The 14,676-nt window shown below is 59.3% G+C and carries 8 protein-coding genes; 4 read left to right on the forward strand and 4 right to left on the reverse strand.

The genetic code is table 11. The annotated features are described in order from the left end of the window. Window position 1: 1 nt before the first annotated feature. Together HSW_RS02015 and HSW_RS02020 are read left to right on the forward strand one after the other, a co-directional pair. On the forward strand, window positions 2–676 hold the full coding sequence (locus tag HSW_RS02015) for a hypothetical protein (RefSeq protein WP_044000623.1): 675 nt from the start codon (window positions 2–4) through the stop codon (window positions 674–676). A gap of 18 nt (window positions 677–694) precedes the next feature. Then, window positions 695–1,288 (forward strand): alpha-ketoglutarate-dependent dioxygenase AlkB family protein, encoded by a 594-nt coding sequence (locus HSW_RS02020; protein ID WP_197031928.1) that lies wholly within the window; start codon window positions 695–697, stop codon window positions 1,286–1,288. Between the two features lie 196 nt (window positions 1,289–1,484). Here the strand turns inward: HSW_RS02020 and HSW_RS02025 are convergent, their stop codons facing one another. Both HSW_RS02025 and HSW_RS02030 read right to left on the reverse strand, forming a co-directional pair. Beyond that, window positions 1,485–4,253, reverse strand: a complete 2,769-nt coding sequence (locus HSW_RS02025) for a TonB-dependent receptor (protein ID WP_044000624.1) — start codon at window positions 4,251–4,253, stop codon at window positions 1,485–1,487. Between the two features lie 263 nt (window positions 4,254–4,516). After that, on the reverse strand, window positions 4,517–7,141 hold the full coding sequence (locus HSW_RS02030; protein WP_044000625.1) for a TonB-dependent receptor: 2,625 nt from the start codon (window positions 7,139–7,141) through the stop codon (window positions 4,517–4,519). Window positions 7,142–7,786: 645 nt separating this feature from the next. On the opposite strand from HSW_RS02030, the gene HSW_RS02035 reads away from it, so the two are divergent. Next, the gene (locus HSW_RS02035; protein WP_044000626.1) at window positions 7,787–9,166 is read left to right on the forward strand and encodes an FAD-dependent oxidoreductase; all 1,380 of its coding nucleotides are present in this window, start codon (window positions 7,787–7,789) and stop codon (window positions 9,164–9,166) included. A 317-nt stretch (window positions 9,167–9,483) separates the two neighbouring features. Beyond that, window positions 9,484–10,224 (forward strand): LytR/AlgR family response regulator transcription factor, encoded by a 741-nt coding sequence (locus HSW_RS02040; protein WP_044000627.1) that lies wholly within the window; start codon window positions 9,484–9,486, stop codon window positions 10,222–10,224. A gap of 73 nt (window positions 10,225–10,297) precedes the next feature. Here the strand turns inward: HSW_RS02040 and HSW_RS02045 are convergent, their stop codons facing one another. Both HSW_RS02045 and HSW_RS02050 read right to left on the reverse strand, forming a co-directional pair. Further along, complete coding sequence (locus HSW_RS02045; RefSeq protein ID WP_044000628.1) at window positions 10,298–13,924, reverse strand: PAS domain S-box protein; 3,627 nt, start codon at window positions 13,922–13,924, stop codon at window positions 10,298–10,300. Between the two features lie 110 nt (window positions 13,925–14,034). After that, a complete protein-coding gene (locus tag HSW_RS02050) occupies window positions 14,035–14,664 on the reverse strand; it encodes a hypothetical protein (protein ID WP_044000629.1) in 630 nt (209 codons plus the stop codon). Window positions 14,665–14,676 lie beyond the last annotated feature (12 nt).

Below are 14,676 nucleotides of genomic sequence, written 5' to 3' on the forward strand. Positions count from 1 at the left end.
AATGGCCGAAGACTACGCGGCAAAAATGAGCCGCAAAACCGACGCCGAGCTGCGTGACTACGTGACCAACCGGTATCAGTATCGGGAGGAGGCGGTATTGGCGGCCCTCGCCGAACTGGCGCAGCGCGGCACCCCCGAGCCGACGGCGGCGGGCCTTATTGCCGAGTTGGAGGTCAGCAAGCAGGAAACCGACCGGCGCGAATTGGCCGTGCGGGAGCAGGAAGCCGAAAAGGAGCAGGCCAGACGCGTGGCCCGGGGAGAAGCTGAGCCAGAAGTTGCGCCGCAGACGGGGCCGGCGTTGTACTCGCCCGGGACTATTACCGTGTTTTCGGTGCTGTTTAGTATGGTAGCTGGCGGGATTCTGCTCGCCCTGAACCTGCGGGCCTTGCGCCGTACGGGGCCCGCTTTGCTTGTGGTGGCCTTTCTGCTTCTGTACACGGTGGGCACGCACTACGCGCTTACCTGGCTACAACATGCTTACGGCACTCAGTACATCTGGCTCGGTCCCGTATTTAATATTGTGGCCATTGTACTCTACAACGTCGTGTTCTGGCCCCGCTTCATTGGGTCGCAACCCTACCGGAGCCGGCCCTGGGGCGGCGCGTTGCTGATCTGTGGACTCCTGACTATGGCCTACCTGATTCTAGCTTCCCGCTTCGGCGTCCCAACCGTCTGATCCCTAGGTTCCAAACGAATGGCCTTGCTGCCTGTTCATCTGCCCGCCGCCGAGCTGCTGTTCGACGCTGATTTCCTCTCCGAACCAGCCGCCGAAGCCTTACTCACGCAACTAACCGCCACCGTGCCGTGGCGGCATGAGCCCATTCGTCTGTTCGGCAAAGAAGTGCTGCAGCCCCGCCTCACGGGCTGGTATGGCGACGCCGGAGCTACCTACCGCTACTCCGGCCTCACGCTGGAGCCGCTTCCCTGGCTGCCCGCACTGCATGCGTTGCGCCGACAGGTTGAAGCCGCCACCGGCAGTCGGTTCAACAGTGTACTCCTGAACCTCTACCGCACCGGCCAGGATAGCATGGGCTACCACGCCGACGACGAGCCGGAACTCGGTCCTGAGCCTGTTATTGCCTCCGTCACGCTGGGCGCCACGCGCACGTTCCGGCTGCGGCCCCGCCCGGTGCTGCAGCCCGTGCCGGCTGCCTTCAGCCTGGCCCTCACTACCGGCAGCCTGCTGCTGATGCGCGGCCCTACCCAACGAAACTGGCTGCACGCGCTGCCCAAAACCGCCCGTCCCGTCGGCCCCCGTCTCAACCTTACCTTCCGGCTGGTGAAGTGAGGAGTGAAATTGTCATTGCGAGCAGAGCGAAGCAATCTGCCCTCGACGAAGTACTGAATCCGGGTAAAAGCAAAAAAGCCCTGACGCGCGTGCGCCAGGGGCTTTTGAACAGGTCGAGGTTGAGTATTTCAGGAAGGGCGGATTGTCTCGTCGTACCTCCTCGCAATGACCACTTTGCTACGGCACCTCGTCATTATTACTGCAGATCGAAGCGGAGACCTAGATAAGCGAGGCGGCCGACTTGCGGGCCCCCAAACACCTGCGTGTTGTTGACATTGAAGGCGTTAGACACTCCAGCCTGGAACGTGGTGCCTACTTTCGGCAGTGTGTAACCCACGTACGCATCAGTCGTGCTGTAGTCCCGAATGGAGCCGGTGGCGAAGGGGATTTCCTGCAGGTGGCCCTGTACCCAGCGGTAGTTCACGGTGTAGCTTAGGTTGCCCACCTGGCCGTTGGCTCCTACGTTGTACTTGTGTTTGGGCGTGTTAAAGAACGTCTGGAAACCTTCGGGCAGGTTGCTGCGGTCCAGTACGTTCAGGGAATAGTTGCCGGTGAGATTCAGCGCCTTGCGGAAGTAGTAGGTCAGGCCCGCCGTAACGCCCTGAGTACGTACTTCTTGGTTGTTGTTGTAGTAGGCGTACAGCACGCGGGTAGGCTGGCTTTGGTTGGTATAAGCCGTGGAGTAGCCGGCCGCCAGTTGCTGCGGCGTGGGCCGTGAGCCGTCGGTGTTGCCCACAAACGTCTGCGCCCCAATGAAGTCCTGATATTGGCTGCGGTAGTAGCTCACGTCGGCGTACACGTTGGGCAGTACGGCGCCTTTATAGCCGATTTCAGCGGTATTCACCTTTTCCAGCTGCAGTGGCGCAATGGTGTACTCGTAGGGCTGCAGGACGGCCGGGTTGCTCTGGGCCGCTGCCAGCAGCTGCGGCGAGTTGAACAGGGTCAGGTTATAGCCCTGGAAGCCGTTGCCGACGTTCCCAATCAGCAGCCCTGTCCGAATATCGTTGTAGAAATACTGCTCCGTTTGGGAAGGTGAGCGGAACGCCCGGCCGTAGCTGGCCCGGAAGTTATGCTGCTTGTTCTTGCCCACCGAATACACCGCCGAGGCTCGGGGCGAAAACGCGGCCTTGAAGTTCTTGAACTCGTCCACGCGGCCTGCGAAGGCCAGTTTCAGGCGGTCCTCCAGCAGCGTCTGAGTCAACTGGCCATATGCGCCGTACTCGTGGTTTTTGATGCGTTGGCCTTCCCGGTCCGAAAATAGCAGGCCGTTGGAGCCCAGGCGGTACTGGCGGTATGCCGCGCCCACCGTCAGGTCGGTACCGCGCTCCGTGAGACGGAAGCTGCGCTGCCCGCTGATATCGTGCAGGAAGGAGTTGAAGTATTGCTGCGCGCCCCGTCCCGGCTGCTTGTCGTCAATAATCTGCTCGCGCAGGGTGACAAAGCGTGGGTCGGTGGTAGCCAGCTGGGTCCGGTTGGCTGCCGTCTGGGCGGTAGCCAGGGCCGCGTCCACCGTTTGGCCGGCGCGCCGGGCCTGGCTGTACGCGGCGTTATAGGTGCCATAGAACTGCTGCGCGTAGCTTACGGTACTGCCATCTGAGACTGGGGAGCCCTGAATAAGCGTGCCTAACTGATTCAGCTCGTAGGAGCTGCCGGTGAAGTCTTCCGTGGTGTAAATCCGCAAAAAGCCCTTGCTGCTTTTCAGCTCGGCACGGTACTGGTTCGAGCCCAAGCCTTTCACCCGGAAACGGCTGATGTTCTGATACGTAGCGGTGCCTTCGGCATGTTTGGCCTCCACCGTCAGCTTTAGGTCGTCGCGCAGCAGGTACGATACCGCCCCCTGTACCCGGTACGAGGAAGTGCGGTTATCGTCATCAATCAGGTCGCGTTCCGAGAAGCCGGGTAGATAGGCGGTTTTGCCGTACAACTCGGGGCTAGTACCGCCGGGCAGCTGCTGCTGCTGGTTGAACGTGTAGCCGTTGTCACCGTAACGGTTCACGGCGTTGTAGCCTAGCGCCGAGCCCTGCGGATTGGCCGAGCTACGGGTCGCCTCCATATTGTCCGCAATCCAGTCATTAGCCCGGAAGGCGCTGGCGTTGATTTTGATAGCCAGTTTCTCGGTCAGCTTTTTGGCGTAGCGCACCTGTCCGTCCAGCAGGTTTCGTTCCCCGCCGCGCAGGCGCACGCTCAGGCCTTCGTACACGAACGGGTCTTTGGAGTTGAACAGAATCACGCCGCTCAACGCATTGGAACCATATAGCGCCGAGGCCGGCCCGTGAATGATTTCGATGCTCTCCATGTCTAACTCCGGAATTCCCACCAGATTGCCGGGGCTCAGGTTCAGGGAAGGCAACGCCGTGTCCATATAGTCCACCAGCTGAATTACCCGCTCCGATTTGGCTGTGTTGAAGCCGCGCGTACTCACGCTGGTAAACAGCATGGAGGCTGAACTCACGTCCAGGCCTTTCAGCTGGCCCAGGCCGCTGAGGATTTCGGGGGTAGAGATACGCTCAATCTGGCGCGTCGAAAGTTTCTCGATGGTAACCGGGGCGCGCAGGATATTTTCCTCTACCCGGGAGGCCGATACCACCGTTTCGTTCAGCAACGTGGCGCTGGGGCTCAGCCCCACATTAATGGCCAATTCCGGGGTTTCCAGCTTGATTTCGCGGCTGTCGTAACCCACGTAAGAAAACACCAGCGTTACCGGGCCATTTTCAAAGTTGGCATCCAGCCGGAAATTGCCCTGCTGGTCGGTGCTGGTGCCCACGAAGGTGCCTTTGATGAACACCGTAGCACCGGGCAATGCTTCGCCTTTGTCGGTGAGGACTTGGCCGGCCAACGACTTTTCAACCGGGTCCGGATCGGTGGCGCGCACGTACGCAGGGGGGGTGGTGGGTAGGGTAGTGGCGGATGCAAGCTGCGGAAGAAGCAAAGCTGCTACTGCGGCCGACGAGTAAAGATTGTACATGAATGAAAACTGCTGGGTGTGTGCTAAAAGGGCTGCAAACCTACCCCGCACGCTAACACATGCATAGTGCTTTTCGCTGAATGATGTAGGAACATAGCTGAATAGGGTCTTTAAATGGGTCAAAACAACATCGTATTTTACCGATATTGGATAACTTTCTAGTATTGGGAATCAGAGTGACATAGTGCCAAGGAAGAACGAAAAAAGGCCCTTTCCAATACAGAAAGGGCCTTCTGGCAAGCAATGCAATGTTACGAATCAGTCTATTTCACGTCCAGTTGCAAGCCTACATACACGAGGCGGCCTATCTGGGGGCCACCATATACCTGAATGTTGGTGGCATTGAACAGGTTAGACGCGCCTGCTTGCAGAATCGCGCCCAGCTTCGTGAAGTTGTAGCCCAGATAAGCATCCGTAGAGCTGTAGTCAGCAAGCTGACCTACTGCGAAGGGCAGACCATACTCATGGCCCTGCGCCCAGCGGTAGTTCACGGCGTAGCTCAGGTGGGTGAGTACCGTGCCGTTGGCACCTACGTTGTACTTGTGCTTAGGTGTGTTGAAGTACGTCTGGAATTCGGCATCTTGGACGGCGCTCCGGTCCTGAATGTTCAGGGTGTAGTTGGCGGCCAGGTTTAGGAACGGGGCAAAGGCGTAGTTCAGCCCCAGCGCCGCGCCTTGGGTGCGTACTTCCTGGTCAGCGTTGGTCCATACCTGCAACAGGCGGCCACCGGTAACGCTGGCGGGACGGCTGCCATCGGCGTTGCCCACGAAGCGCTGGGCCCCGATGAAGTCGTTGTAGTAGTTGCGGTAGTAGTTCACGTCTACGGCTACCTTCTCACCCAAGGCACCCTTGTAGCCGATTTCGTACGTGCTCAGGCGTTCCAGCTTCAGGGCTGCTACCTCAATAGCTTGGCCGGTTATGATGCTGTAGCCCTGGTAGCCGTTGTCTACGTTGCCCTGGAGCAATACCTGGCCCAAGTCGAGGTTGATGTACTGATCAAGCTGCGTAGGCGAGCGGAAGGCGCGACCGTAGCTGGCCCGGAAGTTATGCTGGCGCTTGTCGCCGGCCGAGTATACGGCCGAAGCCCGGGGGGAAAACGATGGGTTGAAGTTCTTGAAGTCGTCAATCCGGCCGGCCAAGGCCAGGCGCAGCCGCTCCTCGAATAGCTTCTTAGTCAGCTGTGCGTAGCCGCCTACCTCATGGTTCTGAATCCGGCCGTCGTTGTCGGAGTACAGGTTGCCATTCGAGCCCAGCCGGAACTTGCGGTACGCCCCCCCCACAATCAGGTCGGAGGTTTCGCTCAGCTTGAAGTTATACTGCGCGTTGCCCTCATTCAGCAGGGAGCTGGGATTGAGGCGGGCACCTTTACCGGGCGTGGCGTCCTCAATAATGGCGCTCCGCAGGTTGCGGAACGTGCCGCTGTTAGGATCAAGCTGGAACTGGCTGGCGGCATTCTGCGCCGTTATCTGGGCCTGCGCATCGGTCTGGCCCAGCTGCCGGGCTCCGCCGTACGTGGTCAGGTACGTGTTGAAATACTGCTGCGCGTACGTCGTGCCGCCGCCCGTGGCAATGGGCGAGGTCTGGATGAATGCCCCCAGGAAGTTCAGGTCGTAGGATTTGTTGCCAAAGTCCTGAATCGACTGGCCGCGCACGAACCACCGCTCCCCTTTAATCTCACCATGATACTGGTTGGTGCCGAAGTCCTTGAAGCGGTAACGGCTGGAGCTCTGGTAGCTAGCCGTGCCCCGGTTGTAGTTGACCCCCACCGTCATCTTGATGGAGCTGGTCAGCAGGTACGAAAGCGAAGGGTGGATTTTAAGCGACTTGGCTTTATTGTCGTCACCGATTAGCGTTTTCTCGTCGAAACCGGGCATAAACAGGGTTTTGCCCCGCAGGTCGGCAATCGGGTAGGTAGCGGGTACCGTAAAGGGTACATCGCCGTAGCGGTTTACAGCCTCGTAGCCCAGGGCAGAGCCCTCGGCGTTGTTGCGCCGTTCTACCTGCGTGCTGGTAGCCGAGTAGTTCTGGGCCAGCCAGTCGTCGGCCGTGAGGTAGGCGCCGGTGATTTTGAACGCAAACTTGTCCCCGATTTTCTGGGCATAGCGCAGCTGGCCATCGAAGAAGCTTCGCTCGCCACCGCGTACGCGCAGCGTCAGACCTTCATTGATGAAGGCATCTTTGGAGTTTTGCAGTAACACCCCGTTGAAAGCGTTGGCGCCGTACAGGGCGGAGGCCGGTCCGTGAATGATTTCGATGCTCTCGATATCCAGCTCGGGCAGACCCGTGAGGTTTCCCGCATTCACGTTCAGGGAAGGCGACTGAGTATCAAAGTAATCAGTCAGCTGAATCAGCCGCTCCGATTTGGCCGAGTTGAAGCCACGCGTGCTCAACGAGTTCAGCAGCATGCTGGAGCTGTTCACGTCAATGCCTTTGAACTGGTTCAGGCCCACCTGCACGTCGGGTGGGGGTAGGCGCAACACCTGCTGCGAGGTCACCTTCTCTACCGTTACCGGGGCCTGCAGAATACCTTCCTCGACCCGGGAAGCCGAGGCAATTACCTCGTTGGTCAGCGTCGGGTTGATTTTGAGCTGCACCTTTACAGCGTTGTCGGGCTGGCTCAGCGTCACGTCGCGGCTCTCGTAGCCCACAAAAGACACCGATAGCACTACCGGACCCTCGCTAAAGTCGGCCCGCAGGCTAAACTTGCCGTCACGGTCGGTACTGGTACCAATGAACGTACCCCGGATAAAGATTGTGGCACCGGGCATCGGCTCGCCACTTTCGGCCTGCACAATGCCGGCTACCGCGCTCAGGTCCTGCGCTTGGCCGGAAATTGCCTGGCAAAACAGCAGCAGGAAAAAGAGCAGAAAACTGTAATGTTTTCTCATACTGGAAAAATTGCAAAAAATGAAAAAGGTCCCTGCTTGTCAGAAAGGGCTACAAATATAAAGTAGGTATGCCGAATAACCTACTTTTAAGATATTGGTAATCATTCATTTGTGCTGGGTAGATAATTGTATTTAACGAAGGCAATAGATGGCTGGTAAGAAAAACCAGTCGTTGCTATAAGAGTACTTTAGTAGCGTAAATCTGTGGGACCGTAGAGTAGAAGACAGTTTTCGTCGCCTAGTATATAGCTACCAAGCCGGAATGTGATGGACGGGGCATTGGTTTCGGTGGTATCAGGGCTGTATACCTGCAGCGGCCGGGTCAGGGGCCGTTGATTGCACGGAAGCGGGAGATTTAGTAGCCGGACGTACCGCACTTGCCGCTGACGGTAACGGCTGTGCTGATGCGCGAAAGCAGTGGTAGCAAAGTTTGTAAAGAGGTACATGGTGAATAGGTATTGAGTAAAAGCAATCATTTAATAATCCAAAGTAAGCCAGGGTATTTAGGATAAGTTGGGCTATCCCCACTAACCTGAGGAATTATGCCGTTCAACAGTTGTTTTTACTCGGTTAACTGAACCCGTCAGAATCATTTACATTCGCCGTTTCTACCCGCGCTTTCTTTCCACTTCAGCCGCTGTGCTCATGGCCGACGTTCGTACCCGCCCCTCCACTCCCGAAACGCTCACCATTATGGGCGGCGGCCTAGTTGGCTCTCTACTATCCTTGTATCTGGCGCGGCACGGGCACGCGGTGGAAGTATTTGAGCGCCGGCCTGATATCCGGGGAACCGACCCGGTTGAAGCCCGGTCCATTAACCTGGCTCTGTCGGACCGGGGCTGGCGGGCGCTGGAGGGCGTAGGTATTGCGGAGGCGGTACGGGAAGTGGCCATTGCCATGCACGGCCGTGTGATGCACGATGTGCAGGGTAACCTCACGATGCAACCTTATGGGCAGGCCGGCCAATCTATCTACTCGGTTTCCCGGGCCGGCCTTAACCGCCGGATGCTGGATCTGGTGGAGCAGGAGCCGGCTATTAAGCTGTTTTTCAACCAGCAGTGCCGCCGCGTCGACCTCAAAAAGCAGGAGCTGGACATGCTGGATACGGCTACCCAGCAAAGCCGGTTAGTGCCGTATCAGCGGCTGTTTGGAGTAGATGGAGCTTACTCAGCGGTGCGCGGAGCCATGCAGCGCACTGACCGGTTCAACTACTCCCAGCAATACCTGGACTATGGCTATAAGGAACTGACCATTGCGGCTGCCCCGGGCGGCGAGTGGCCTATTGAGAAACACGCGCTGCACATCTGGCCGCGTGGCCAGTACATGATGATTGCGCTGCCCAACCTTGATGGCTCGTTCAACTGCACCCTGTTTTTTCCCTACGAAGGCCCGGCATCCTTTGCGGCCCTGCAAACCCCGGCCCAGGTGCGAGAATTTTTCACAGCCGTATTTCCGGATGCCGTGCCCCTGATGCCGGAGCTGGAAACGGAGTTTTTCGAGAATCCCACCAGCTCTTTGGTGACGGTACGCTGCTTTCCGTGGGCCCATCAGGATGAAGTACTACTGCTGGGCGACGCCGCCCACGCCATTGTACCGTTTTATGGGCAGGGCATGAATGCTGGCTTCGAGGACTGTACGGTGCTAAATGAACTGCTGACCCGGCATGGCCACGACTGGACCGCCATTTTCCAGGAATTCGAGGATTCCCGCAAGCCCAATGCCGATGCCATGGCTGACCTGGCGGTGTACAATTTCGAGGAGATGCGCGACCGGGTGGCCGACCCACGTTTTCTGCTGCAGAAGAAGATTGAGAGTCAGATTTCTGCCCAATACCCGCACAAGTGGCTGCCGCTGTACTCGCAGGTCACGTTTTCGAGCCTGCCTTACGCCGAGGCCTGGGCCAATGGGCAGGCACAGGAAAGCATTATGCAGCGCCTCATGCCGCACATTCAGACAGAGGCCGACTACCAACGGCCGGAAGTGCAGCAGTTGGTAGCCGACGAAATGGCCCGCCGGCCCGGCTAACCTGCCGGATGGTAGCCTGCTAGCCAAGGGCCACAGAGCATATTTTGCCCGCCCAAATCTGGAAACGAGCGTGAATCGTACACCCACAGAGCGGAGAGAAACCGTGTAACAGGCCAAACGGAATTATTCTGTTTTTCCAGAAATGAGAAGCTCTGCTTAACCGCCCAGAATTAACTTGATTGCCACATCAACGAAGAGTAGCTTAGCTACCCCATGACCTATTGATATTGTTACCTGAATCCTGTTTTTCTATCGATAAACCGGTGTTTTGGTAAAATGTCAGTTCGTTGCCTCACCGCCTCCTTTCTCGTTCTGCTATGCCCGTACCCGCTCCTGCCCCTGTTTTGACCTGTGCTATTATTGATGACGAAGAAATCAACCGGCTGACGCTGGAGCACTACATTTCTCTGACCGATTCGTTGCAGCTGGTTGTGTCGCTGGACGATGCCCTGCAGGGACTGAACTACTTTCGGGCCGGTAATAAGGTGGACGTACTGTTTCTGGATATCCAGATGCCCCAACTCAACGGCCTCGACTTGCTGCGGGTGCTGTCCGATCCGCCCATTGTGATTCTGACCACGGCCCACGAAGATTTCGCCGTGGATGCCTTCGACCTGCGGGTAACCGATTACCTGGTAAAGCCCTTCGATTATGCCCGCTTCAGCCGGGCCGTGCAGCGGGCTTTGCAGCAGCATACCGCGCCGGTAGCTGCCGCTCCGCCCGCCGCCCCTGCCGGCCCGCCCGACCACGACCTGTTCGTGAAGGTGAACAACAAGATGGTGCGCATCAACTTCGACGACGTGCTCTACATTGAGGCCCTTTCCGATTACGTTATCATTGTGACGGATCGGCAGAAGTACATTGTGTACACCACCATGAAGGCTCTCGATGCCCGCCTGCCCTTCGACCATTTTGTGCGGGTACACCGGTCCTACATCCTGAACATGCGCCGCATTGAAGCCATCGAAGACGGGGCAGCCGTAGTGCCCGGCGGCCAGCATGTACCCATCGGCAAATCGTATCAGGAAGCCTTTTTTCGCAAGCTGAACCGGATCTAGAAAGTAACTGCGCAGCGGCGTACCCGTTTGGCTGGTGCAGTCGTGCCAGCCAAACGGGTACGCCGCTGCGCAGTTACTCGATGTGCGCGTTGCCTAGCTGCTCCACCGCAGTGCTGAGCGTGTCCGTGAGCTGTTGGGAAATGGCCAGCAGTTCTTCATCGGACGGAATAGGGAGGGGGCTTTCCGGACGGGAGAAAGGCTCAAGCTGAGCTACCGGCGCGTAGGCCGCCTCAATGCCCAGCAAGTGCAGAGAAGGCCGGAGCTTGTGCGCGAGGCTTCCCACGGTTATCCAGTCGCCGGCAGTAGCGGCCTCCTGCAGCTGCGCTACCATCACTGGGGTATGGGTGCGGAAGGAGCCGATAACCTTCTGCATAAAGATGGTGCTGCCGTGGGCGGTATCGCGCAGACGGCTAAGGTTGAAAACAAGCGTTTCTGGCTCTGAAGTATTAGGCAAAGGTTCTGCCGACAGCACAACAGCCGCCGGCTGCGGCTGGGTGGTGGCCGCCGGGCTGTCTTCCAGCTCCGCCACCGGTGTGGGCCGCAGGTTGGCTTCCAGCTTCCGGAACAGGTCATCTTCCTCAAAAGGCTTCGACAAATAATCCAGGCCAGCGGCGCGGTAGGCTTCGTTGTCGGAGCGCATGACGTTGGCCGTGAGGGCAATAACGGGGGTGCCGGCGCGGAGAGGGTCGGGGTGCAGGCGCAGCCGGTGCGTCACGTCGAGGCCACTCATTCCGGGCATCTGAATATCCATCAGCACCACATCGTAGAGGCGAGCCTCCAGCTGGTCAATGGCTTCGTTACCATCAGACGCGACGTGCGTTTCCACCTCCCAGTTCTCCAGAATCATCAGGGCCAGCTGCTGGTTTACGGGGTGGTCTTCTACCAATAGCACCCGTTTGCCACGCAGTACCGCGTAGTTGGGCGGTGCCAGCGGCGTGCCTTCGGGGAAGGTGAGCCGGCCTTTGGGCAGCGTGAGCGTGAAGAAGAAGGTAGAGCCCTGCCCCTCGGCGCTTTCCACCCACATCCGCCCGCCCAGCTGCTGCACCAGGCTGCGGCTGATGGTGAGCCCCAGGCCGGTGCCCCCGAAGCGGCGGGAAATATCGGCGTAGGCCTGCGAGAAGCTCTCGAAAATGGCCTCCTGCTTATCGGGTGAGATGCCGATGCCCGTGTCGCGTACCTGAAACTCCAGGGCCAGTGAGTCGGGAGTTTCTTCCAGCAGGCGGCCGCCCAGCTCCACTACGCCCCGGGCAGTGAACTTGATGGCGTTACTGAGCAGATTCAGCAGAATCTGGTTGAGCCGGCCCGCGTCGCCGATAACTACCGGGTGCGCCAGCAACAGCGGAGCCACCCGGAATTCAATCCCCTTCTCCTCCGCCCGGTACGCCAGGCTTTGTACCGCTTCTTTAATAGATTGGCAGATATCGAAAGGAATCTGTTCGATTTCCAGCTTGCCGGATTCTATTTTGGCCACGTCCAGCACATCGTTGATGACAGTGAGCAGGTGGCGGCCTGAGTTGCGCAGAATCCGCAGGTACTCCTGCTGCGAAGTATCAAGCGAGGTTTTCGCCAGCAACCCGGCCATGCCCAGCACCCCGTTAATGGGCGTGCGGATTTCGTGGCTCATGTTGGCCAGAAAATTCTCTTTGGCGCAGGCAATGGTTTCGGCTTCTTCCTTGGCCCGCACCAGTTCCTGCTCCGCCTGAATGCGCTCCGTAATTTCCTGGCCGTACGCAATTACGTAGGGCAGTTCACCGGGCTCCTCCACGCGGTAGTTGTTGTACATCAGGTGGTGCGGCCGTCCGTCGGGGCCGCGCAGGGTCATCAGTCCGGTTAGCTCCTGCTGCTCAAGGGCCTGGGCCAGGTACTGGTTTAGCTTGGGGTGCAGATCGGGGGTGAGCACCTGATGCAGCGTGCGGCCCACCAGCATTTCGGGCACCACGCCCACAATCTGGGCTGCCGCCGGGTTCACGGAAAGCAGTACGCCCCGCAAATCGTGGGTGCAGATGAGGGCCTGCGAATAATGCATCAGGTCGCGGTACTGCTTGGCGTTGCGCTCCAGGGTCTGGCGGGCCTGCTTCATTTCCGTGATATCATTGCTGACGCCCAGAATGTTGAGGGTGCCATCGGCGCGGGGCAGGGGCCGCACAACCGTCTGGAACCAGCGGACGGTACCGGTCAGCTGGGTGAAGGAGCTCTCGTAGGTCATTTCCCGGCCCGTTTCAATGACGTGCTGGATGGTGGCGAAATGGTCCCGGTTCTCGGTAGCTACCGGATCATCGGGAGCCATCGTATCGGGGGTAGCGGAGCGGTGGCGGCCGGTATCCATAAGGTCGGCAAACGCCTGGTTGTGAAAGATGACGCCACCATCGGCATTGGCCACCCAAATGATGCTGGAAGTAGTATCCACTACCTGCTGCACGAAATCCTGCTGCTCCTGCAGCCTGGCTTCACTGGTGCGCAAGCGTTGCTCGGCGGCGTGGCGCTCCGTAATATCCACCCCGTAGCCGATAACCATCCGTAGCTCATCGTGGGCACCGAACACGGCCTGCATGTGGCGCAGTGCCAGGCGGGGCGAGCCATTCGGCATCGGAATCTGTTCCTCCCAGGCTAGCACACTGCGCTGCTGCACGGCCTGCTCGAAAAGCGCGCGGCGGCGGTGCGCCTGCTCGTCGGAACGGCCCCGATGAGCGGCATACTCAAAATCATCGTGGCCTATAATCCACTGGCGTAGCTCGTAGTTGCGGATGGCAGCGGGGTTCACAAACCGGTAACGGTGCTCGGCATCGAAAACGGCTACGTCGGCGGGTAAGTGGTTGAGCACTGTTTCGTAAAACTCCTGCTGATCTACCAGTTTCGTTTCCGCATCCTTCAGCGAGGTGATATCCGTGAAATACAGATTCACATACTGGTCATCTATAAAGGGTGCAATGGCCAGCTGGAAGCAGCGGCCCCTGAAACCGATTTCGCGCTGCACCAGCCGGGCGTCAGCCGCCAGGGCTTCAATGGCGGCCTGGTACAGCTGCCGGGCCAGCTCGGGTTCGTCGTGCGGGTCTTGGTACTCCCGACGCAGCTCCTCGGCGGCGGGGTTACTGTACAGCAGGCGGCCGTCGGCGTGGAGGCGCAAAACCGGGTTGGGGTTCTGACCCGGGATGCGCGAGAGAGAATGCAGGTATTGCTCGGCGCGACGGGCCTGCGTTACGTCGCGGAAGGACAGCAGGTAGCCGGAAGCCACCAGCTCATCCTGCCCGCTCAATGGAATAAAATCCAGCTCCAGCACCGTACTGTCGGCCAGTTCCAGGTCTTCGCCCAGCACGCGCTGATCCACCAGCAGCATCGTTTCTAACCGCTGGCGGGTAGCATCCGGCCGGGCCGACTGGGCTATGAGGGCGTCGAGAATGGGCTGCACGGGCTGCTCCGGGCCGCCCAGGGTGGGTAGCTCCTCCAGCCCCAGCAAGTCGCAGAATTCCTGGTTGAGCAGGGCAATCATCCCGTTCTGATGCGCTACCAGCACGCCCACCCGCAGGTTTTGGGTGAGGCGCGTGATGCTGTCGGTGAGGCGGCTGACGGTGCGTTGAGTAGACGACAAGTGGCGGCGGAGCGTCTGAATCTGCTGCTCGGCGGCCAAGCGTTCCTGGCGTTCCTGGGCCAGTTGCGCGGTCAGGGCTTCCAACGTGGTGGGGGAATCGGGAGATAGGGACATAGCGGACGGCGGAATCAGCGGTAGTACTAAACTGGGCCAGACGGGCCTCAGGCGCGAGCAGCGGCCCAGCGCAGGTAATTTACCAGAAGAAAGATACGCAACGAATCGGGCTAGCCCAAGGCCAGTCCGGCCCCGAAACCCAGCACCAAGCCGGCCCCCAGCCCCAGGCCAGCCCACACCTGCGCGGGCGTGTGGGCGTTGAGGGCCAGGCGGGCGCTGCCCACGGCCCCGGCCAGCAGCGTAAGGCCCACCAGCCACCCCAGCGCGGGCAGACCGGCCGTGCTGCTCAGGTGCAGCAGCGCCAGCAGCCCAAAGGCTCCGCCCATGCCCACGCCGTGGGCCGAAATCTTCCAGCGCAGCGTAATTAGGAAGGTGAGAAACACGGCCAAGCTCATGCCGCTCATCATCTGAAACAGCAGCGCATCGAACAGGCCCGGCCGGTGCAACAGCCAGGCGGCCACCCCGAAGCTAACCGCCGCCAGCAGCAAGGGCCACGCCCGCTGCCGTCTTTCGCCCAGTTCCAGGGAACTCACCATGCCCATGCCCAGCATAATGGCCGTGCCCACCGATGGCAGCCCGAAGGTGAAACCCCATACCACCGCCAGCACCAGCCACCGATCAGGCAGAGCAGGTTGCTCCACCATGCCGGGCAGCTGGTAGCAGACGATGTAAAACAGGTAAGAAGGTACCAACAGCGGATGAAACACCGCTGAGAGTACCGTCGCCAGAATTCGGGACACGGAGCCGAGTAA

Source organism: Hymenobacter swuensis DY53, assembly GCF_000576555.1.
Taxonomy (GTDB): domain Bacteria; phylum Bacteroidota; class Bacteroidia; order Cytophagales; family Hymenobacteraceae; genus Hymenobacter; species Hymenobacter swuensis.